Annotated in this window: 26 protein-coding genes; 16 read left to right on the top strand and 10 right to left on the bottom strand. The window is 74.0% G+C overall.

From position 1 onward, the window contains the following. Window positions 1-10: 10 nt before the first annotated feature. Together coaE and IG88_RS0106695 are read left to right on the top strand one after the other, a co-directional pair. Window positions 11-625, top strand: a complete 615-nt coding sequence (gene coaE / locus IG88_RS0106690) for a dephospho-CoA kinase (protein ID WP_031036001.1) — start codon at window positions 11-13, stop codon at window positions 623-625. A gap of 49 nt (window positions 626-674) precedes the next feature. Next, window positions 675-1,055 carry a tetratricopeptide repeat protein gene (locus IG88_RS0106695; protein WP_031036003.1) on the top strand — a complete coding sequence of 127 codons (381 nt, stop codon included), beginning with the start codon at window positions 675-677 and terminating at the stop codon, window positions 1,053-1,055. A gap of 124 nt (window positions 1,056-1,179) precedes the next feature. Here the strand turns inward: IG88_RS0106695 and IG88_RS0106700 are convergent, their stop codons facing one another. After that, on the bottom strand, window positions 1,180-1,437 hold the full coding sequence (locus IG88_RS0106700; RefSeq protein WP_031036005.1) for a DUF6343 family protein: 258 nt from the start codon (window positions 1,435-1,437) through the stop codon (window positions 1,180-1,182). Window positions 1,438-1,609: 172 nt separating this feature from the next. On the opposite strand from IG88_RS0106700, the gene IG88_RS0106705 reads away from it, so the two are divergent. After that, a complete protein-coding gene (locus IG88_RS0106705) occupies window positions 1,610-2,296 on the top strand; it encodes a class I SAM-dependent methyltransferase (protein WP_107452068.1) in 687 nt (228 codons plus the stop codon). A gap of 144 nt (window positions 2,297-2,440) precedes the next feature. Here IG88_RS0106705 and IG88_RS0106710 read toward each other — a convergent pair whose 3' ends face one another. Next, window positions 2,441-2,992, bottom strand: a complete 552-nt coding sequence (locus IG88_RS0106710; protein ID WP_031036009.1) for an RNA-binding S4 domain-containing protein — start codon at window positions 2,990-2,992, stop codon at window positions 2,441-2,443. Between the two features lie 79 nt (window positions 2,993-3,071). On the opposite strand from IG88_RS0106710, the gene IG88_RS0106715 reads away from it, so the two are divergent. Both IG88_RS0106715 and pip read left to right on the top strand, forming a co-directional pair. Then, window positions 3,072-3,785 carry a uracil-DNA glycosylase gene (locus tag IG88_RS0106715; RefSeq protein ID WP_031036011.1) on the top strand — a complete coding sequence of 238 codons (714 nt, stop codon included), beginning with the start codon at window positions 3,072-3,074 and terminating at the stop codon, window positions 3,783-3,785. 40 nt (window positions 3,786-3,825) lie between these two features. Next, window positions 3,826-4,797 (top strand): prolyl aminopeptidase, encoded by a 972-nt coding sequence (gene pip, locus IG88_RS0106720; RefSeq protein WP_031036013.1) that lies wholly within the window; start codon window positions 3,826-3,828, stop codon window positions 4,795-4,797. A 9-nt stretch (window positions 4,798-4,806) separates the two neighbouring features. On the opposite strand, the gene IG88_RS0106725 is transcribed toward pip, so the two are convergent. Next, window positions 4,807-5,220, bottom strand: a complete 414-nt coding sequence (locus IG88_RS0106725; protein ID WP_031036015.1) for a RidA family protein — start codon at window positions 5,218-5,220, stop codon at window positions 4,807-4,809. A 163-nt stretch (window positions 5,221-5,383) separates the two neighbouring features. Here IG88_RS0106725 and IG88_RS0106730 point away from each other — a divergent pair, with 163 nt between their 5' ends. The 4 genes from IG88_RS0106730 (at window position 5,384) to IG88_RS0106745 (ending at window position 9,402) form a co-directional block, all read left to right on the top strand. Then, the gene (locus IG88_RS0106730; RefSeq protein WP_031036017.1) at window positions 5,384-6,166 is read left to right on the top strand and encodes a nucleotidyltransferase domain-containing protein; all 783 of its coding nucleotides are present in this window, start codon (window positions 5,384-5,386) and stop codon (window positions 6,164-6,166) included. Between the two features lie 182 nt (window positions 6,167-6,348). Then, the gene (locus IG88_RS0106735) at window positions 6,349-8,214 is read left to right on the top strand and encodes an FUSC family protein (RefSeq protein WP_031036020.1); all 1,866 of its coding nucleotides are present in this window, start codon (window positions 6,349-6,351) and stop codon (window positions 8,212-8,214) included. A gap of 157 nt (window positions 8,215-8,371) precedes the next feature. After that, the gene (locus IG88_RS0106740) at window positions 8,372-9,073 is read left to right on the top strand and encodes a DUF899 domain-containing protein (protein WP_031036022.1); all 702 of its coding nucleotides are present in this window, start codon (window positions 8,372-8,374) and stop codon (window positions 9,071-9,073) included. A 143-nt stretch (window positions 9,074-9,216) separates the two neighbouring features. Then, a complete protein-coding gene (locus IG88_RS0106745) occupies window positions 9,217-9,402 on the top strand; it encodes a hypothetical protein (protein WP_031036027.1) in 186 nt (61 codons plus the stop codon). A gap of 15 nt (window positions 9,403-9,417) precedes the next feature. Here IG88_RS0106745 and IG88_RS0106750 read toward each other — a convergent pair whose 3' ends face one another. Then, window positions 9,418-9,858, bottom strand: coding sequence for a hypothetical protein (locus IG88_RS0106750; protein WP_031036030.1), 441 nt, complete (start codon window positions 9,856-9,858; stop codon window positions 9,418-9,420). Continuing rightward, a complete protein-coding gene (locus tag IG88_RS0106755) occupies window positions 9,849-10,499 on the bottom strand; it encodes an ATP-binding protein (RefSeq protein WP_031036032.1) in 651 nt (216 codons plus the stop codon). Before IG88_RS0106755 ends, IG88_RS0106750 begins: the two co-directional genes overlap by 10 nt. A 266-nt stretch (window positions 10,500-10,765) precedes the next feature. On the opposite strand from IG88_RS0106755, the gene IG88_RS0106760 reads away from it, so the two are divergent. The 3 genes from IG88_RS0106760 (at window position 10,766) to IG88_RS0106770 (ending at window position 12,801) form a co-directional block, all read left to right on the top strand. Further along, window positions 10,766-11,626 carry a helix-turn-helix domain-containing protein gene (locus IG88_RS0106760; RefSeq protein ID WP_031036035.1) on the top strand — a complete coding sequence of 287 codons (861 nt, stop codon included), beginning with the start codon at window positions 10,766-10,768 and terminating at the stop codon, window positions 11,624-11,626. Beyond that, on the top strand, window positions 11,627-11,902 hold the full coding sequence (locus IG88_RS0106765; RefSeq protein ID WP_031036038.1) for a DUF397 domain-containing protein: 276 nt from the start codon (window positions 11,627-11,629) through the stop codon (window positions 11,900-11,902). Window positions 11,903-11,994: 92 nt separating this feature from the next. After that, window positions 11,995-12,801, top strand: coding sequence for an SAM-dependent methyltransferase (locus IG88_RS0106770; RefSeq protein WP_031036042.1), 807 nt, complete (start codon window positions 11,995-11,997; stop codon window positions 12,799-12,801). Window positions 12,802-12,887: 86 nt separating this feature from the next. Here IG88_RS0106770 and IG88_RS0106775 read toward each other — a convergent pair whose 3' ends face one another. Continuing rightward, complete coding sequence (locus IG88_RS0106775) at window positions 12,888-13,367, bottom strand: DUF1772 domain-containing protein (protein WP_031036045.1); 480 nt, start codon at window positions 13,365-13,367, stop codon at window positions 12,888-12,890. A gap of 191 nt (window positions 13,368-13,558) precedes the next feature. Here IG88_RS0106775 and IG88_RS0106780 point away from each other — a divergent pair, with 191 nt between their 5' ends. Both IG88_RS0106780 and IG88_RS0106785 read left to right on the top strand, forming a co-directional pair. Beyond that, window positions 13,559-14,191, top strand: a complete 633-nt coding sequence (locus IG88_RS0106780; RefSeq protein WP_031036047.1) for a uridine kinase — start codon at window positions 13,559-13,561, stop codon at window positions 14,189-14,191. Window positions 14,192-14,258: 67 nt separating this feature from the next. Continuing rightward, window positions 14,259-15,053: a methyltransferase domain-containing protein gene (locus tag IG88_RS0106785; protein WP_031036050.1), complete on the top strand. Its 795-nt coding sequence runs from the start codon at window positions 14,259-14,261 to the stop codon at window positions 15,051-15,053. A 6-nt stretch (window positions 15,054-15,059) separates the two neighbouring features. Here IG88_RS0106785 and IG88_RS0106790 read toward each other — a convergent pair whose 3' ends face one another. Both IG88_RS0106790 and IG88_RS0106795 read right to left on the bottom strand, forming a co-directional pair. Continuing rightward, complete coding sequence (locus IG88_RS0106790; RefSeq protein WP_031036052.1) at window positions 15,060-15,998, bottom strand: carbohydrate kinase family protein; 939 nt, start codon at window positions 15,996-15,998, stop codon at window positions 15,060-15,062. After that, window positions 15,995-16,903 (bottom strand): pseudouridine-5'-phosphate glycosidase, encoded by a 909-nt coding sequence (locus IG88_RS0106795; protein ID WP_031036055.1) that lies wholly within the window; start codon window positions 16,901-16,903, stop codon window positions 15,995-15,997. The genes IG88_RS0106790 and IG88_RS0106795 overlap by 4 nt, the downstream gene beginning before the upstream one ends. 135 nt (window positions 16,904-17,038) lie before the next feature. Here IG88_RS0106795 and IG88_RS0106800 point away from each other — a divergent pair, with 135 nt between their 5' ends. After that, window positions 17,039-17,467 (top strand): VOC family protein, encoded by a 429-nt coding sequence (locus IG88_RS0106800; RefSeq protein WP_031036058.1) that lies wholly within the window; start codon window positions 17,039-17,041, stop codon window positions 17,465-17,467. Window positions 17,468-17,528: 61 nt separating this feature from the next. Here IG88_RS0106800 and IG88_RS0106805 read toward each other — a convergent pair whose 3' ends face one another. Continuing rightward, window positions 17,529-18,083, bottom strand: a complete 555-nt coding sequence (locus IG88_RS0106805) for a methylated-DNA--[protein]-cysteine S-methyltransferase (protein ID WP_031036059.1) — start codon at window positions 18,081-18,083, stop codon at window positions 17,529-17,531. Between the two features lie 38 nt (window positions 18,084-18,121). Further along, a complete protein-coding gene (locus IG88_RS0106810) occupies window positions 18,122-18,991 on the bottom strand; it encodes a glycerophosphodiester phosphodiesterase (RefSeq protein WP_031036063.1) in 870 nt (289 codons plus the stop codon). 289 nt (window positions 18,992-19,280) lie between these two features. On the opposite strand from IG88_RS0106810, the gene IG88_RS0106815 reads away from it, so the two are divergent. Next, window positions 19,281-20,159, top strand: coding sequence for an MHYT domain-containing protein (locus tag IG88_RS0106815; RefSeq protein ID WP_031036066.1), 879 nt, complete (start codon window positions 19,281-19,283; stop codon window positions 20,157-20,159). The last annotated feature ends 37 nt before the right edge of the window (window positions 20,160-20,196 follow it).

Below are 20,196 nucleotides of genomic sequence, written 5' to 3' on the forward strand. Positions count from 1 at the left end.
GCTTCCGCTCATGCTGAAAGTGGGCTTGACCGGCGGGATCGGCGCCGGGAAGAGCGAGGTGTCCCGGCTGCTCGTCGAGCACGGGGCGGTACTCGTCGACGCCGATCGGATCGCGCGCGAGGTCGTCGCTCCCGGGACGCCGGGGCTGGCCGCGGTCGTCGAGGCTTTCGGCGAGGAGGTCCTCGCCGCGGACGGCACCCTGGACCGGCCGAAACTGGGCTCCATCGTCTTCTCCGACCCGGACCGGCTGGCCGTCCTGAACGGCATCGTGCACCCCCTGGTCGGCGAACGCTCCCGGGCCCTCGAAGCGGCCGCCGCCGAAGACGCCGTCGTCGTCCACGACGTTCCCCTGCTCACCGAGAACGGCCTGGCGCCGCTCTACGACGTCGTGGTCGTCGTGGACGCCGACCCCGCCACCCAGCTCGACCGGCTGGTCCGGCTGCGGGGCATGACCGAGCAGGACGCACGGGCCCGCATGGCCGCGCAGGCAACCCGCGAGCAGCGCCGGGAGATCGCGGACGTGGTCGTCGACAACGACGTGCCGCTGGAGGAGCTGCGGCGCCGCGTGGAAGAGCTGTGGGCCGCTCTCGTGCGCAGGGCGCGCACCCCACGGCCCGCGGAATAGCGGCCCCGGGACGTGCGTTGATCCCTTCCAGCGAGGGAAGGATGCAGCCGTGCCCGAGACAAGCGGTCCGACCGGACGTACTCCGGAGACGGACGTCATCGACTTCCGTGCCGCCGAGCAACTGCTCGCGGCACGGGACCCGCGCGGTGCGGTGAAACTGCTCGACGGGGTCATCGGCGCCCATCCCGAGAACACCGCCGCGCGGATGCTGCGCGCGCGTGCCTTCTTCGCGGCGGCCCAGCTCAGACCGGCCGAGCTGGAGTTCACGATCGTGCTGGAGCGCGAGCCGGACAACGCCTTCGCGCACTTCGCCCTGGCCCGCACCTACGAACGGCGGGGCTGTCCCGACCAGGCACGGCGCCACTTCCGGCTCGCGGCGGCGCTGGACCCGAACCCGGAGTACCTGCAGCAGGCGCGGTTCGACTCCTGACGGTCGTCGTCCGGGCGCGCCGGAGCGGCTGCCGCCGGGTGGGGTCAGCGCTTTCGGTGCGTGAGTGCTCGGTGCCTGGGTCGATGCCCCGGTGCCCGGGTCGGTGCTCCAGTGCTCCGCCGCATCAGTGCTTCGGCGGCGGATACGGCGGGATGTTCCGGCCCGGCTGGTAGTGCGGGCCCTGGCGGATGTGCCGGAGGACCACGGTCAGGTCGACCGTGGCGACGAGCCACAGCACACCGCAGGCCAGCGCCCACCCGAACCGCCCCGTGAGCGCGAAGGCGGCCGTCCCGAAGACAGCCCAGACCAGCCCCCACAGGCTCAGCCAGAACCGCGCCCGCAGCGCACTGCGCGCGGTGGCCGGTTCACTGCCCGTACGCATCGGTTCACCACTCCTCCCACGAACGTACTCCGGTGGGCGGCGCGGGGAAACCGGGGCGTGCGGCCGGACCCGCCGCACCGCGGGACCCGGCCCGTTCACTCGGTCGGGTGAACCAAAGGTGGAGGGGAACGGACGTGCGGGCGCGGGCCGTTGGACGGGCATGGAGCTGAAAATGCGAGAGGGACACCAGGGCACGGGCCCCGGAGCCATCACCCCGGACGGCTGCGCGGTCGAGCTCTACGCACGGCTGCCCGCCGGAGACGAGCCGGACATCGTCGCCGCCGCCGTGCCCGGGGGCGCGCGGATCCTGGAGCTGGGCAGCGGCGTGGGACGCATGACCCACCCCCTGCTGGAGCGGGGCTTCACCGTCACCGCGGTGGACGAGTCCGCCGAGATGCTGGAGCACGTGCGCGGGGCGCACACCATATGCAGCCCGATCGAGGAGCTCGACCTCGACGAGCGCTTCGACGCGGTGATGCTGGCGTCGTTCCTCGTGCACACCGGGGACGCCGAGGTGCGGCGCGGACTGCTGCGCACCTGTGCCCGGCACGTAGCGGAGGACGGCTGTGTACTGATCCAGCGAGAGGGGGCGGACTACCACACGAACGTGCCGCGGGAGCGGGTGGACCCCAGCGGCTTCACCGTCCGGATCCTGTCGGCGGACCCGGTGGGCGACGGCGTCAACGCGGTCCGCGCGGAGTACGAATTCCCGGACGCGGTCTGGACGCAGACCTTCCGGGCCCGGCCGCTGACCAAGGAGCAGTTCGAAGGGGCACTGGGCGAGGCGGGCCTCGCGGTGGACCGGTACCTCACGGACGACGGGACGTGGGTGAGGGCGGTGCCCGTACGGCGGACATAGCGGCGAGGGCAGGGGCGACGGCACGGCGGTGGCAGCGTCGGCGCCACGGGAAGTGGCCGGTCCGGCGATGAGTACCGATGCGGTGAGCGGTCTTCGCCGACGCGCGGGCCCTGTGCCACGGCCGGCCAGGCTCGGTTCGGCTGCTCAGGGCCGGTTGCCGGCGTCCCTCCGGGAGCTGCTCAGGCCCTCCAGCCCGCGCAGCCGTTCCATCTCGCGTCGGTCGCGCTTGGTCGGCCGGCCGGTGCCCCGGTCGCGGATGCCGGCCGGTGCGACGGCCTCGCGGGGCGGGGGCGGCGGGGAGTTGTCGACGTAGCACTGGACGGCGACCGGGGCACCGACGCGCTTGCGGATCAGCCGCTTCACCACGACGACGCGTTCGCGGCCCTCGTGCCGCAGGCGTACCTCGTCGCCGACGCGGAGCGCGTACGCGGGCTTCACCCGCTCGCCGTTGACCCGGACATGGCCGCCGCGGCAGGCGGTGGCGCCCAGGGAACGGGTCTTGATCAGGCGGACGGCCCAGATCCAACTGTCCACGCGGACGCTCTCGCCGTTCTGCGGACGGGCCGCCTCGGCGGCGGCGATCGCCGCGGCGGTCTTCGGGTCCGCTGCCGCTGCTGCTGCCCCCGTGGCGGGAGCGGCACCGTCCTGCGGGGCGGCCACCGGACCGCTCCCGCCCTCGTCGTGCTCGGAAGCCATGCCACGACCTTAACCGCCCGGCGCCGTGGCACGGGCCGCATTTTCCGGGGCCCAGCGGTGACGGACTTACGGTGGACACATGGACAACGGCGGCCTTCCCGTACTCGACCGGCGCATCGAGGGCTGCCGGGCCTGCCCGAGACTGGTGCAGTGGCGGGAGGAGGTGGCCCGTACCAAGCGGGCGGCCTTCGCCGACTGGACGTACTGGGGCAGGCCGGTGCCCGGATTCGGCCCGCCGGACGCGCGGCTGCTGATCCTCGGCCTGGCACCCGCGGCACACGGCGGCAACCGCACCGGCCGGATGTTCACCGGCGACCGTTCCGGGGACGTCCTGTACCGCGCGCTGTACGACGTGGGCCTCGCCTCCCGGCCCACCGCGGTCCGCGTGGACGACGGCCTGGAACTGTACGGCGTCCGCATCACCTCCCCGGTGCACTGCGCCCCGCCCGCCAACAAGCCCACCCCCGCCGAGCGGGACACCTGCCGTGCCTGGCTCGTCCAGGAGCTGGAGCTGCTGCGGCCGACGCTGCGCGCGGTGGTCGTCCTCGGTGCCTTCGGCTGGCAGGCCGCGCTGCCCGCGTTCACCGGGGCGGGCTGGACCGTGCCCCGTCCCCGCCCGGCCTTCGGGCACGGCGCACAGGTGACGCTGGGCGCTCCCGACGGACCCGACCTGAGCCTCTTCGGCTGCTTCCACGTCAGCCAGCGCAACACCTTCACCGGCAAGCTCACCCCCGAGATGCTGCGCGAGGTGCTCCGCACGGCGGCCGAGACGGCGGGTCTGCCGACCCGATAACCCGGTGCTGCCCGCCGCCCGACGCGGCTACGGTGCCCCGATGGGCCTGTATCCGGAGACCGAACCGTACGACCACGGCATGCTCGACGTCGGCGACGGCAACCACGTGTACTGGGAGACCTGCGGCAACCCGCGCGGCAAGCCCGCGCTGGTGCTGCACGGCGGACCGGGCAGCCGCGCGAGCCCGGGTCTCAGGCGCTACTTCGATCCCGCCGCCTACCGGATCGTCCTCCTCGACCAGCGCGGCGCCGGACGGTCGCGGCCCCGCGCGAGCGCCTACGGCACGGACATGGGCGTCAACACGACCGCCCACCTCATGGCCGACCTGGAGCGGCTGCGGGCGCACCTGGGCATCGAGCGGTGGCTGGTGTGGGGCGTGTCGTGGGGCTCGGTCCTGGGGCTGCGCTACGCGCAGACGCACCCCGGGGTGGTGACCGAGCTGGTGCTGACCGGGGTCGCCACCGGCTCCAACGCCGAAGTTGCCCTGCTGACCCGCGGGTTGGGGAAGATCTTCCCGGAGGCCCACGAGCGGTTCGTCGCCGAGCTGCCCCCGGAGGAACGCGACGGCAACCTCGCGGCCGCGTACAACCGCCTGCTGGAGTCACCGGACCCGGCGGTGCGGGAGCGGGCCGCGCGTGCCTGGACGGACTGGGAGACGGCGACGATCCCGGCACCGCCCGGCTCGGTCGCCCGGTTCCAGGACCCCGAGTTCCGCATGGGCTTCGCCCGTACCGTCACGCACTACTGGGGCAACGACCACTTCCTGGGCGAGGGCAACGACGAGGGCGTGATCCTCAGGGACGCGCACCTCCTGAAGGGCGTCCCGGGCACCCTGGTCCAGGGCAGCCTCGACTTCGGCAACCTCCTCGGCATCGTGTGGCGGCTCCACCACGCCTGGCCGGAGAGCGAGCTGGTGGTCGTGGACGAGGCCGGTCACGACGCCGGGGCGGCCGGCGACGAGGCGCTCGTCGCGGCGACGGACGGGTACGCGCGCGGTGTCACCGGGGGATGAGGGCCAGGCTCACGGACGGCCGTCCTCGGGCACGGCCGCGGTCGCGGTGATCTCCACCAGCTGCCCCGGATACCCGAGGCAGCTCACCCCGAGCAGCGTCGAGGAGTGCGGGCCCGTGCTGAGCCCGGACGACTCGACGACGCCCCAGACGGCGGACAGCGCGGCCGTCTCGGTGCTCACGACGTACACGTCGGTCGACAGCACGTGCTCGGGACCGCTGCCGACGGCACGAAGCTGCTCGGTGAGGTTCGCGATCACCTGTTCCGCCTGCCGGACCGGATCGCCCTCCCCGACCAGACGCCCCTGTGCGTCGAGCGGGACGGACCCGGCGAGAAAGGCGATCCTGGTCCCGGCCTCGACGACGGAGGCATGCGAATAGGCGGGCGGCGGAAAGAGACCGGGCACGGTGACGCGCTGGATCACGTGGACTCCTGGAGGACGGACGGACACGGACGGACAACCTTCGGATCATCCGCCACCCGGCCCGCACCCCGCACCCGAATTACGCCGGCGGCCCTGCCCCGGCCACTCCGGCCTCCCCGGCGCCGGCCACACATCACCCACCCACCGACAGGAGCGCGCACCAGTGCCCACATCGACCCTCACGGACGAGGCATTCCTCGACACCACCGCCGACCGGCTCGCCGCCCTGCCCGCCGTCCGCGCGGTCACCCTCGGCGGCTCCCGTGCCCGGGGCACGCACGGACCGGACAGCGACTGGGACCTGGCGGTCTACTACCGCGGCGCCTTCGACCCGGACGACCTCCGAGCGGTGGGCTGGGAGGGGGAGGTCTCGGAGACCGGCGCGTGGGGCGGCGGCGTGTTCAACGGCGGTGCCTGGCTCACGATCGACGGGCGCAGGGCCGACGTGCACTACCGCGACCTCGACGTGGTCGAGCACGAGCTGGCGCAGGCCCGGGCGGGCCGCTTCGGCGTGGAACCGCTGATGTTCCACCTGGCGGGCATCCCCACCTACCTCGTGGTCGCCGAACTGGCGATCAACCAGGTGCTGCGCGGCGACCTGCCCCGCCCCGCCTACCCCGAGGCACTGCGCACCGCGGCACCCGACCGCTGGTACGGCGCCGCCACCGCCACCCTCGCCTACGCCAAGGCCGGCCACGCCCCCAAGGGCGCCCTCACCCAGGTCGCCGGCGCCCTGGCCCTCGCCACGACCCAGACGGCGCACGCGGTCCTGGCGGCGCGGGGGGAGTGGGTCACCAACGAGAAGGGGTTGGTCGCGCGGGCCGGGCTGGACGGAATCGACGCAGTGGTCTCCTCCCTGACGCCGGAGCCGGAGGCCCTGGCGGGTGCGGTCGACGACTGCGCGACGCTGCTCGCCCGAGCCGTGGAGTCGGCCCGGCACGGGTGAGCACGGGCGCCCCGCGGCACGGGCGGCGGACACACCCGCCACGGTGATCGTCACCGGCAGGAAACACCGCTGTCTCCCTCGTGCCAAGAACGCTGGCTACCCTTGACCCGACACCCAGCCCGGCCGCCGTCGCCCGAAGGCTCACCTCCGCCCTCGACCGGACGACAGGAGCCCCGCACCCCGTGTTCAGCGCCACCGCCCGCCGTGCCTCCCACGCCCTGCCGCCCTGGCTCGGTCACGCCCTGAGCGCGCAGCGCGGTCCCGTGCCGTGGAGCGCGGTCGTCCGGGGCGCGCTGGCCGGGGGACCGCTGCTGGTGGCGGCCCTGGCCGCCGGGCGGGCCTCCCTCGGGGTCGTCGCCGCGATCGCCGCCATGCTGGCCGGCATCAACGACCGGCCGGGCAGTCGCCGTACCTCCGTGCGACGGATCGGCGTACCCGCGCTCGCGGGGGCGGCCGGGCTGCTCGTGGGCACGTACGCCGGGCCGCACCTGGGTGCCGTGGCGCTCACCCTGGTGCTGACCGGGCTGGGGCTGGTCGCCGGGGGAGTCAGTGCCGTGGGGCCGGTGGCGTCGGCGGCCGGGACCCAGGTGCTGGTCGGCGCTGCCCTGGGCGCCGGGATGCCACTGGCCGGCCCCGGGTGGCAGAGTGTGCCGGCCTTCCTCGCCGGGGCCGGATGGCTGCTCCTGCTGCGGCTGGTCCTGCCCACGCCCGCCTCTCTCGCCGGCGACGTCCGTCTCGACTTCCGCTTCGACGGGGAGCGGGCGGCCGTCGCCGGCGTCTACGAGGCGGTCGCCGCGCTGCTCGACGCGGTCGGCACCGGGGACGCCGTCGCCCGTCGGGCCGCGCTCACCGCCGCCCTCGACCACGCGCAGGACGCGCTCGCCGGACCCCGGCTGCGGCGCCGCGCCTCGACCGCGGCCGAACGGCGGCTGCACGCCCAGTACGCCGCCGCCCTGCCCCTCGGCGAAGCCGCGACCGCGCTCGCGTGGGCGGAACGGGCCGTGCCCGCGCGGGCCGCCGAAGGGCCCCGGCGACTCGCGGCGGCCGTCCGCGGCAACCGCCCCGCCGGGCCGCTGCCCGCGCCCAGCCGGACCGACCCCGCGCTGCGCGCCCTGGACGACGCCCTGCTGCACGCGGCGGAGGCCTTCGACCGGGGCAGCGGGACGGACCTGCACGTCCGGAGGCGGTCGCCCCGGTCGGTGGCGCGGGCGGTGCTCGGCGCGGGCGGGCGGGAGTACGGGCTGCGGGCCGGGCTGTGCTTCGGCACCGGCGCCGCCGTCGCCCAGGCGCTGCACCACGGTCACTGGTACGGCGCCCACCAGCACTGGTACTGGCTGCCCGCCACCGCCGTCTTCCTCGTCAAGCCCGACCTCGGCCCGCTCGTGTCCCGGGTGCTGTGCCGGGCGGCGGGGACCGTCGTCGGGGCGCTGCTGTTCGCCGGGTTCGCGGCCGTACTGCCCCGTCCGGAAGGGCTCGTCGTCCTCGTCGCCGTCTGCGGCGCGCTGGTGCCGGTCGCCGCGCGGCACTTCGCCGCCCAGACCACCGTCGTCACCGTTCTCGTCCTCGCCCTGGTCATGGTCGGCGGCGAACCGGCGGCCTCCGCGGGCCGCATCGGGGAGACGCTGCTGGCCTGCGCGATCGTGCTGGTGGTCGGACATCTGCCGTTGCCGGGTCAGCGGGCCGCCGGGGTCCGCGCGGGGGTGGAGGCCGCCGACGCCGCCGCGCGGGCCTACCTCGCCCACGTACTGAGCGAGTCCGCCGACCGCGCCACCCGGTGGACGCTGCGCCGCGAGGCCTACCGCAGGCTCTCCGAGGCCCGCGCCGCCGTTGCCCGGGCCGCCGCCGAACTGCCCGCCCTCGCCCGGCACTCCACGGGCTTCGACGAGGTGACCGCGGTCCTCGAACGGCTCGTCGACACCACCACCGCGTGCGCGGTGCACCTCGACGACGCCGGGCGGCTCACTCCCCGCCACACCGAACGGCTCGCCGCGTTGCGGGACGAACTCGCCGAGCTGCGCGGGCGGCGCGTCCCCGAGTACGGCATCTGAAAGACCTGTTCAGCGGCCTCCTGGAAAAAATCTCGCCGGGCGGCGATGAGTTCCGCTCCGTGCCCCGGTCACCACCCGGACGGTCCGGCCGCTGCGGACCGTCGGCCGTCGGACCGCAGCGCGACGCACGTCGCACGCCGCACAGGAGGCTGGAGCCATGTCGTTGCCCGAGATCGTCACCCGCGCGGACTGGCGCGCGGCGCGCGAGGCCCTGCTGGCCAAGGAGAAGGCGGCCACCCGTGCGCGAGACGCCCTCAACGCCGAGCGGCGCGGGCTGCCCATGGTGGAGGTCGACAAGGAGTACGTCTTCGAGGGCGGCGACGGCAAGGCCACGCTGCTCGACCTCTTCGAGGGACGGGACCAGCTCGTCGTCCACCACTTCATGTTCGCGCCCGAGTGGGAGGCCGGCTGCCGCGGCTGCTCGGCGTTCCTGGACCAGATCGGCCACCTCGCGCACCTCAGGGCCCGCGGCACGGCGTTCGCGGCCGTCTCCCGGGCGCCGTATCAGAAGATCCTGCCGTTCAAGGCGCGGATGGGCTGGACGCTGCCCTGGTACTCGTCGTTCGTCAGCGATTTCAACACCGACTTCGAGGCGACCCTCGAACGCGGGGGCGAGCTGGTGGAGCGGCCGGGGCTGAGCTGCTTCCTGCGGGACCGCGAGCGGGTCTTCCACACCTACTCGACGTACGACCGCGGCCTGGACGGGCTCGGCTCGGCCACCAGCCTGCTCGATCTGACCGCGCTCGGCCGGCGCGAGCCGTGGGAGAAGCCCGAGGGGCGGGCGTCGGCCCTCGGCGCGCCGGTGAGCAGCGGGAGCTTCCGCCATCACGACGAGTACGAGGACTGGGACGCCCGGTAGCGGAAACGGCCGGACGGCCGAGGCACCGCTCACACATTGCGGTGAACGGGTGTCACTTATGTCTCAGTCGCATCACCACGCGAGGCGTTCGCTCCATGGTTGGCGTTTGACTGCAGGAGTACAGCGCTGCATGGAGGTGCGAAGTGAACGGGCGAACGGTGCTCGAACGTTTTCCCGCCGGCGGGCCGCGTGGGTCCTGGCCGGCGGAGGAGTTCGCCCGGGCGCGGCGTCTGGAAGGCACGCCGGCCGAGGTCGTCATGGACCTCGCCTCGGACATGTTCCTGGTCGTCGTGGGCCGCGGCGAGGCGGCCGGGGACGCGGCGGCCTGACCCGTCGCCCGGCGGCTACGCGCTGAGCGTCCGCGACCAGGTGGGCGTCGTGTTGGTCAGCCGGCACAGCGCCAGGTACAGCGGGATGGGCGGCGTGTAGGGGACCGTGCCGTCCGAGCGGTGCAGCAGGTCCGGCACGACCCCGGGACCCGGCACCACCGCGCCGGTGGCGTAGCGCGCGGGCGCCGGCCACTCCAGGGCGTAGTCGGAGTCGGACGGAACGATCCACCACCAGTGCGTCTCGTCGGCGTAGACGCACCCCACGCGCGGCAGTCGGGGCAGCACCTGCTGGGCGAGGAAAGAGGGGACCGCCACCGCGTCGCACCCCAGCGGGGCCGTCATGCCCTCCGGCACCGGCAGCCTCCCGGGCGTGGCGACGGTGTGGCGTCCGCGCTGGAGGCGGACCATCGTGTCCAGGCCGAGTGGCCGGATGCCGGACGCAGCCCTCACAGCCATTCGGTCCCCGTTCCGCTGTGTGTCTCCGGGTTCTTGCGGAGGCGGGACTCCGCCTCGTCCCCGTCCTCCGGGGGGTCCGCGGGGCCGGGCTTGGGCCGGGCGCCCCAGCCCAGGTCGTCGCGGGGCTCCGCGGGAGCGGGCGGTGCTCCGGCCCGGCGCGGCAGTTCCGCCCAGACCAGCAGTCCCAGGCCGTGTTCGTGGGCGCCCCACGCCTCGCACAGGGCGTCGACGAGGATCAGGCCCCTGCCGTGTTCGTCCTCCGGCTGCTGATCGGCCGAGGGGTGGGGCTCGCCGGGGGCGCAGCCCTCGTCGCGCACGGCTATGCGGACCAGGTCGTCGGCGTCGTGCAGCTCGCACACTATGTGTCTGCTCGCCGTGTGCACGATCGCGTTGGTCACCAGCTCGGAGACGACCAGGGCCGCGGTGTCACAGGTGTCCTCGCACACCGCCCAGCCGCTCAGCCGGGCCCGTGTCAGGCGTCTGGCCTGCGAGGGAGAGCCCGGATGGGCGGCCAGCTCGAAGCGGAACCGGCGCTCGGCGGCGGTGGCTCCCGAGGGGCCGGCTCCCATGGCGGCACCGAGGCCCAGGGAGCCCACGGCGGCGTCTGTTCCTAAGGGCGCGGACGGAATCACGCTTGCCACTATCGCCCCGCCGTGAACACTTGGCAAGTGTCACTCTGAAAAATGCAGAGTGCTGTGTGACGTTCCCGAGGGCCGTGGCACACTGCTCGCAACAGCACGTCGAGCGGCGCCACTTGGGGCTGTTCGAAAGGCCCCCAGCCATTCGAACAGGTCTTCGGATGGCGCCGCCGGGCTGTCCGCACCGGGGCATGCCGGACCCGCCGGGGCCGTCCCGGTCAACGGAACAGGGACACAAGGACTCTTTCGGACTCTTCAGGAGGTGGGCGGTGAGCGAGCCGCGGTCCGCGCCGACGGTCGGCCAGGTCGTACTCGGCCGGCGCCTGCTGGACCTGCGGGAACGTGCCGGTCTCAAGCGCGAGGAGGCCGCCCGCATCCTGCGCGTCGCGCCGGCGACGGTGCGCCGCATGGAAATGGCCGAGGTCGCCCTCAAGATCCCGTACCTCCAGCTCCTGCTGAAGGCCTACGGCGTCGGGGACGAGGAGGCCGACGCCTTCGTCCGGCTGGCCGAGGACGCCAACAAGCCGGGGTGGTGGCAGCGCTTCCACGACATCCTGCCCGGCTGGTTCTCGCTGTACGTCAGCCTCGAGGGCGCGGCCTCCCTGATCCGGTCCTACGAGCCCCACTTCGTCCCCGGAGTGCTGCAGACCGAGGACTACGCGCGCGGGGTGCTGCGCTCGGGTGCCGTCGGACAGACCAGGCCGGACGACATCGAGCGCCACGTCGACCTGCGCATGCGGCGCCAGGAGCTGCTCACCCGCAAGGACGCGCCCCGGCTGTGGGTCGTGATGGACGAGACCGCGCTGCGCCGCCCCGTCGGGGGCCCGGAGGTGATGCGGGCCCAGATCGACAAGTTGCTCGAGGCCACGAAGCTGCCCAACGTGACGCTGCAGATCGCCCCGTTCGCGGGCGGGCCGCACCCCGGCACGTACGGGCCCTTCGTGCTGTTCCGATTCGCCATGCCGGAACTCCCGGACATGGTCTACAGCGAGTACCTGACCGGCGCCGTCTACCTGGACGCGCGCGCCGAGGTGGCGACCCACCTCGAGGTCATGGACCGCATGGCGGCGCAGGCCGCCACAGCACATCGCACGAAGGAGATCCTCCGGGACCTCCGCAAGGAGCTGTGAATGAACCGCACCAAACCCCAGCACCCGCCACTGGCCCGCGGCCGGGGGATCTACAACGGCATGCCCGCCCGTGAGCTGGGCAGCGAAGGCTGGCACAAGCCGTGGAGCGGCGGAAACGGAGGCAACTGCCTGGAGGCGATGAAGCTCGCCGACGGCCGGATCGCGGTACGGCAGTCCACCGACCCCGACGGGCCGGCGCTGATCTACACCTCGGCCGAGATGACGGCGTTCATCGAAGGCGCGAAGGCGGGGGAGGCGGACTTCCTTCTGTCCTGAACCACCACCTCCGTTTGATTGTTGTTTTTAAGCTGTTTGGCACTGAGTCGACCATCCACCGCGACGAGAAGCTCGACACCTGGGAGTGCGTCATGACCGGGCAACACCCCACCACCGAGATCGACACGAGCAGGCCGCATCCCGCGCGGATGTACGACTGGTATCTCGGCGGAAAGGACAACTACCCGGTCGACGAGGCGATGGGCCGGCAGATGCTCGCCCTCGACCCGAGGGTGCCGGTGATGGCGCGGGTCAACCGCGCCTTCATGCACCGTGCCACCCGCTGGCTGGCGGGCCGGGGCATCCGGCAGTTCCTGGACGTGGGCACCGGCATACCGACCGAGCCCAACCTGCACCAGGTCGCCCAGGAGACCGCCCGTGACGCCCGCGTCGTCTACTGCGACAACGACCCCATCGTGCTGGCCCACGCGGCGGCCCTGCTGCGCGGCACGCCCGAGGGGGAGACGGAGTACCTCCAGGCCGACGTCCGGGACCCGGACGCCGTCCTGGAGGGCGCCAGGAAGGTCCTGGACTTCGACCGGCCCGTCGCGCTCTCCCTGATCGCGCTGCTGCACTTCGTCCCCGACGAGGACGGGGCGCACGACCTCGTCCGCCACCTGCTCGACGCGCTGCCCTCCGGCAGCCACCTGGTGATGACCCACGCGACCGCCGACTTCACGCCCGAGGAGTCGCGGGCCGCCACCGACCGGCTCCGGGCCGCCGGAGTCACCCTGGCCCTGCGCTCGCGCGAGGAGTTCACCCGCTTCTTCACCGGCCTCGACCTGGTCGAACCCGGCGTCGAGGTGCCGCACCGGTGGCATCCCGAACTGGGCGAGCCGGTCCCCGGCCAGGAGGACGGCGTCATCCCGGGCTACGGGGCGGTCGCACGCAAACCCTGACCGGCAGCCCGACCCGGCAGCCCTGAACGGGCAGCCCCGACCCGCAAGCCCTGCCCGGTCGCCCCGGCAGCCGCCGTTCGGCCGCCTCAGGCGAGGGCCAGCACGTACGCCACCGCCGCGGCGGCCGAGGCGACGGCGCGGACGTGGTTCCAGGCCGTCCACTCCCGCACGTACGCGCTCCAGCGGCCGGCCGCCTCCGCGGCGCCCGCGTCCAGCCGGAGCAGCGCCGCGTTGCGCGGCACGTTGGCCGCCGCGGTGACCCCGAACGCCCCGACCAGGTACAGCGCGCTGCCGAGCAGCAGTTCCACCGCCCCCTCCTCGGGCCACAGCACCAGCGTCACCACGGTGATCACCACGGCCAGCACCGCCGTTCCCAGGAACACCGCCATGAAGGGCGGCCGCACCGCGGCCGTGTTGACCGCGTTCATCGCGGCGACGCCCTGCGCGGGCGGCAGCGCGGCGAGCCCCCGCATCACGAACGTGGAGAAGGCGCAGAAGACGCCCGCCGTCACACCCGTCCCGAGTACGCCCAGCACCGTCAGTACGAAGTACGGTCCGTCGGTCATGCCCCGCTCACTCCCACCCTCGTGCGTCCGCCGGCCCCCCGGCCGTCGATCACCCCGAGTCAACCTCCTCACCGGCCCGGTGACCATGGCCGAGCGCCGCCGAGTCATGCGCGAGCGTCCAGGAGCCCCGGCGGCGGCCGTCCGCACGACCGGCCCGACGGGCGACCCGCCGGGTGACGCATCATGGGCGGGTGCGACTGGAAGCGATCACCTGGGACCGGCTCGGCGACCGGCTCGCCGAGCGCCTGCTCGACCTGGAGCCCGCCGACGGCGGTGCCTGGACACGCGTCGCCCTCGACGGCGCCCCGGCCGCCCGCCCCGGCGACCTCGCCGAACGGATCGGCGAGGCCCTGCGCGTCCGCGGCAGACCCTCCCTCGCCGTGGCGACGGAGGGTTTCCTGCGGCCCGCCTCGCTCCGTCTGGAATACGGGCACCAGGACGTCGAGTCCTACTACAACGGCTGGTACGACGTCGGCGCCCTGTGGCGCGAGGTCTTCGACCCCCTCGGACCCGGCGGCGACGGGCGGGTCCTGCCCGACCTGTGGGACCCGGTCACCGACCGCGCCACCCGCAGCCCGCGGGTCCGGCTGGCTCCCGGCGGCGTGCTGCTGCTCCACGGCCCCTTCCTGCTGCGGCACTGGTTTCCCCTGGACCTGAGCGTCCACCTCGTCCTCACCCCCGGCGCGCTGCGCCGCCGCACCCCCGAGCCCGAGCACTGGACCCTGCCCGCCTTCGGACGCTACGACGAGGAGACCGACCCGTCCGGCACCGCCGACGTCCTGGTGCGCGCCGACGACCCGCGCCGGCCCGCCTGGAACGGCTGACCCGCGGGGTCCCGCCGCCGGAGCGTCGCCCGCCTCGGGCAAGCCGGACAACTGGGATGATCGCGGCATGACGCGAACCGACGGATACCTCCTCGACAACGGCCGGGCCGAGGCTGCGGAGCGCTTCGACGCCTTCGCCACGCTCTTCGACCCCACCACGTTCCGCCACCTCGAGACGCTCGGCGTCGGCCCCGGGTGGCGTTGCTGGGAGGTCGGGGCCGGAGGCACCTCGGTGGTGTCGTGGCTGGCCAAGCGGGTGGGACCGACCGGCAGGGTGCTCGCGACCGACATCGACACCACGCGGGTCGCCCCGGCCGGCCGGCCCCCGGTCGAGGTCCGGGTGCACGACGTCGGCGCGGAGGAACCGCCGGGGGACGGCTTCGACCTCGTGCACGCCCGGCTCGTCCTCGTCCACGTCCCCGACCGGGAGCGCGCGCTGCGGTCCATGATCGGTGCCCTGCGGCCGGGAGGGCGCCTCCTGGTCGAGGACGCCGACCCCGCGCTCCAGCCGCTGCTCTGCCCGGACGAGCACGGCCCCGAGCAGCAGTTGGCGAACAGGCTCCGGCACGGCTTCCGCCACCTGCTGTCCCAGCGCGGCGCCGACCTGTCCTACGGCCGCCGGCTGCCCCGGCTGCTCAGGGAGGCCGGACTGCGCCGGGTGGAGGCCGACGCCTACTTCCCGGTCACCTCGCCCGCCTGCGCCGCCCTGGAGTCCGCGACCGTACGGCACATCCGCGACGAGCTGGTCTCCGCGGGGGTGGCCTCCCACGACGACGTCGACCGCCACCTCGCGAACGTCGCGTCCGGGGACATGGACCTCGCGACCGCGCCGATGATCTCGGCGTGGGGCCGCAAGGCGTGAGCACGGCTACCCGTCGCCCGCACGCCGGCCGGCCGCCGTACGCGGAGGTCTCCCGCCCACCCCTTCGACCGCCCGGGCCCCCGCCCGGCACCCGGCGGCCGCCGCCTCCTCGGGCGCCGCGCCGCCGAGCAGCGCGGCGAGGAACGCACCGGTGAAGGCGTCACCGGCGCCCGTACTGTCCCGTGGCGACGCCGTCACGGCGGGGACCCGGGCGCGCACGGTGCCGGAGCGGGCCACCAGCGCCCCCTCCGCCCCCTGCTTGGCGACCACCAGCGGAACGTGCCGGCTGAGCTTCGCCGCCGCGTCCGCCGCGTCGGGCAGGCCGGTGAGCAGACGCGCCTCGTCACGGCTGGGCAGCAGCACCTCCACGCCCTCGACCAGGCCGAGGAAGCGGCCGACGCCCAGCTCGGTGAGGAATCCGGCCGACGCGGGGTCCAGGCTGACCGGCACCCCCCGCGCGCGGGCCGCCGCCAGGACGACCGACACCAGGGCGCGGCCGGGCTCCGAGAAGAGCAGATAGCCCGACAGATGCAGCCGGCCCACGCCGTCCAGCAGCGCGTCCGACCAGTCGTCCGGCCCGATCAGCAACGACGCCCCGCTGTCCGTCAGGAACGTGCGCTCGGCCGAGTCCCCGGTGTCGACCAGGCAGATCACCGTCCCCGTCGGCGCCGCCGCGTCGACGACGAGGAGCGGCCGCACCCCGCACGCCGCCAGCTCCCGCTCGTGCCACGCCGACGCGTCGGTGCCCACCCTGCCCAGCAGCCGTACGTCCGCGCAGCCCGCGTACGCCGCCCAGCAGGCCACGTTGGCCCCCGCCCCGCCGGGCAGCCGCCGGATCGAGGCGGCGGTGTCCGTCCCCGCGGCCAGCGGTCCCCGGTGCCGGGCGACGACGTCCGTGACCACGTCCCCGACGACCAGCAACGCACCGTCCGGGGCGGTGCTCATGCCCCGGTCCAGGCTGCCGCGATCCTGGCCGCCAGCCGCACGTTCCCCCGCACCGCCGCCAGGTTGGCGCTCAGCGAGGCGCCGTCGGTGAGCCGCACCAGGCGTTCCAGGAGGAACGGCGTGACCGCCTGACCGGTGATCCCCTCCGCCTCGCACGCGTGCAGCGCGTCGGCGAGCACCCGCGCGTGGAGCGCGGGATCCAGTTGCTCCTCCTCGGGAACGGGGTTGGCGACCACGAGCGCGGACGGCGGCCCGTCCAGCGCGTCCTGCGCCCGCATGACCGCCGCGACCTGCTCGGGGCCGTCCAGGGTCCAGTCCACCGGGTGTCCGGAGTCGGACAGGTAGAAGCCGGGGAAGCGGTCCGTCCGGTAACCGGCCACCGCGACGCCCAGCGTCTCCAGCCGCTGCAGGGTCGCCGGGACGTCCAGGATCGACTTCACGCCCGCGCAGACGACCGTGATCCGGGTCCGGGCCAGCAGGCCCAGGTCGGCCGACTCGTCCTGCGTCACCGTCCACTCCCGGTGGACACCGCCCAGCCCGCCCGTCGCGAAGACCCGCACGCCCGCGAGGGCCGCCAGCAGGGCGGTCGCCGACACGGTGGTCGCCCCGCTCGCCGCACGGGCCACGGCGAGCGGCAGGTCCCGGTGCCCCAGCTTGCGGATGCCGTCCTCGGTGGCGACCCGCTCCAGTTGCTCCTTGTCCAGGCCGACGTGCGGCCGGCCGTCCAGCACGGCGATCGTCGCCGGTACCGCGCCCTCCTGCCGCACCGCATCCTCCAGCTCCCGGGCGACCAGGAGATTGCGCGGGCGCGGCAGGCCGTGCGCGATGATCGTGGACTCCAGGGCCACTACGGGGCGACGCGCACCGAGCGCCTCCCGCACCTCTTCAGACACCACCAGCTTCACGCGCCTGCCTCCTGTCCGACGGTCTCCCTCGGCTCCGCTCTCCCTCATCCCTGGCGGGCCGGGGGCCCGGCCAAACCCGCCGGTGCCGGAACAAAGCCGTTGCGGTCCCCGCGACCGGAGGCCGAGCCTGGAGCCATGGCAGACAACACGGCACGCCTCGACCACGTCGTCCTGTGGGTACGCGACCCGGTGGCCGCGGCCGGTTTCTACGAGAGGAACCTGGGCTTCGAGCCCCTGCGGCTGGCCGAGTACGCCGCGGGAACCGTGGGCTTCCCCTCCGTGCGCGTCGACGACGCGACCATCCTCGACCTCGCGCCGCACTCCATGGCGGCCCGGATGCGCGTACTCCCCGGCGCCGACGCCGCCGCGGGGCACCCCGTCAACCACATCTGCGTGTCCCTGTCCGCGTCCGGCTTCGACGCCCTGCGCGCCCGCCTGCGGGAGCAGTCCGTCCCGGTCTCGGAGCTCTCCTACGACTCCTACGGCGCCCGCGGCCCGGCCCGGCGGAGCTTCTACTTCGCCGACCCGGACGGCAACATCGTCGAGGCGCGGCACTACGCGTAGCCCGTAGTTCCCAGCCCCCAGCCCCCAGCCCCCGGTCCGGCCGCCCGGCCCGTGGCGCCCGTCAGAACAGCGGCTCGGGCAGCACGCCCTCCAGCGCGAGCAGCCGCCGCTTGGTGGCCACACCGCCGCCGAACCCGCCGATGCCGCCGTCGCTCTCCAGGACCCGGTGGCACGGCACGACGACCGGCAGCGGATTGGCCCCCATGGCCATGCCCACCGCCTGGGCGGCGCCCGGCCGCCCCACCCGGCGGGCCAGCTCGCCGTAGCCGACGACCGAGCCGCACGGCACGCCGGAGGCCAGCTCGCGCAGTACCCGCCGGTTGAAGCCCGAGACCAGCGACCAGTCCAACGGCAGGTCGAAGTCCCGGACGCGACCCGCGAAGTACGCCTCCACCTGGCGTATCGCCCCGCTCAGCAGCGGGGAGCCGGGCGCCTCGACGGGCCGCGTGCCCAGCCGGGCCGCGAGCCTGTCGAGCGCCCGGTCCCGTACGGCGTCGTCGGCATGGAAGACGACGTTGACCAGGCCTTCTTCGGTGGCAGCCAGCAGCAGCGGGCCGATGTCGCTGCCGACGACGGTCCACACGACCCGCTGCTCGCTCCGCCCGGGGTTGTCCATGCGCCCCACGGTACGGGCCGCCACTGACAACGCCCGGGTCAGTCCAGGGCGTCCCGCACCACGTCGGGCTTGTTGGTGATGATGCCGTCGACGTCGTACCCGGCGACCCGGCGCGCGGTGTCCGCGTCGTTCACCGTCCAGGCGAACACCTCCAGCGGCCTGCCGTGGGGGCCCGTGAACGCCTGCACCGAGGACACGTAGCTCCTCGAGAGCGTGCTGTGCGACGGGTTGATCTGGTCGGCGAACTCCGCGTACGCCGGCAGCTCCGAGACGGCCGGAGTGCCGAGGAACCCGGTCTTGACCGCGGGCTTGAGGGCGTGGACCGTGCGGATGCTGTCGGCGTCGAAGCTCTGCACGACCAGCCGTCCCGCCACGTGCCGCCGGTCGAGCCAGCCCTCGTTGGCGAGGACCTTGAGGGTCTGCTGCTCGATGCCCGGGTACAGCTCGGGGCTCTTCAGCTCCAGCAGCAGCTTCTGGTGATTGCGCTCCAGGCGGTTCACGTACTGTTCCAGCGTCGGCACGCGCGCGCCCGCGTACTCGGGCCCGAACCAGCTTCCCGCGTCCAGCCGCGCGATCTCCGCGGCGGTGAAGTCCTTCACCTTCCAGGGCGACCGGTCGGGGAAGGCCTCCTCCACGTCGGTCGTCCGGGCCAGGCTCTCGTCGTGGACGACGACGAGTTCGCCGTCACGGGTGCGCTGGACGTCGTTCTCCACCCAGCGGATGCCCAGCTCGGCGGCCCGGTCCACGGCGGCCAGCGTGTTCTCCGGCGCGTATCCGGAAGCGCCCCGGTGGGCGACGACCGTGGGCCCGTCGTCGCCCGCCCCGTCGGCCCGGGCGTGCGAGAGGGGAGCCGTGAGGGCGACCCCGAGAAGAGCGGTGGTCGCGACGGCAACTGCGCGTACGTGCATGCGTACTCCTCGCATCGAACGATCACGGACAGCACCACTGTGGCACCAGAGAGTCAACGGGGGAGGGGTGCGGAGTGGCCACAGGCTGAATGGAGTTGCTCAACTACGCTCACGTGGGCGGCACAACTGGGGCGAGAGCGTGATTCTTTGCCGGAGAATCGTTCGACCATTCCGGTGGAAGTCATACTCTCTGCCTCGTCCCCGATCGTTCGCGCGGTCCCGGGAGGGGCGCACGTCAGAAGGAACCGGCACACCACCGGGGCGCACGAAGGCGGAAAGGCAGCCGCACATGCAAGGCACGGTCGACGGATTCAGCTACGGACTCGTCACACCGGTGGTGGCCTACCTCATGGCCTGCCTCGGCGGCGCCCTGGGGCTGCGCTGCACCGCCAGGGCCATGCTGGTCACGGGCTCCTGGCGCCCGGGATGGCTCGCCCTCGGCTCGGCGGCGATCGGCTCCGGCATCTGGACCATGCACTTCGTCGCGATGATGGGCTTCACCATCGAGCACACGCCGATCCGCTACGACTGGCCGATGACCTTCGCCAGCCTGGCCGTCGCCATCGTCATGGTCGGCGTGGGCATCTTCATCGTCGGCTACCGGGGCGCCCGCGGGGCGGCGCTGTTCACCGGCGGGACCCTCACCGGCCTGGGCATCGCCTCGATGCACTACCTGGGAATGGCCGGGATGCACCTGGACGGCCGGCTGACGTACAACACGTTCACCGTGGCCGCCTCCGTCGTCATAGCCATGGCCGCCGCCACCGCCGCCCTGTGGGCGGCCGGACAGGTCCAGGGCTTCCTGTGGAGCGTGGGCGCCGCCCTGGTCATGGGCCTGGCCGTCACCGGCATGCACTACACGGGCATGGCCGCCGTCCATGTGCACCTCACCGGCACGGCCGAGCCCTCCGTCGGCGGATCGTCCGCCGAACTGCTCGCCCCGATGCTGATCGGTCCGCTCGCCTTCCTCGTCCTCGCCGGCGTCGTCGTCCTGTTCGACCCGCTGATGATCATGGGGAGGCCCGCGGAGGCCCCCGCCGAGCGGAAACCGGGCATCCCCGCCCACACCGAGGTCCCGCGCGCGGTCCGGCACCCGGCACAGCACCCCGCCCGCCGCACCCGCCGCCCGCCGTCCCGCCGGGCCCCCCGCACCCCGCAGAACCGCTGACCGGAGCCCGTTGTCAGTGCGGGGTCGTACGGTGGAA

Source organism: Streptomyces sp. NRRL F-5650 (assembly GCF_000721365.1).
In the GTDB taxonomy this organism is placed as follows: Bacteria; Actinomycetota; Actinomycetes; order Streptomycetales; family Streptomycetaceae; genus Streptomyces; species Streptomyces ardesiacus.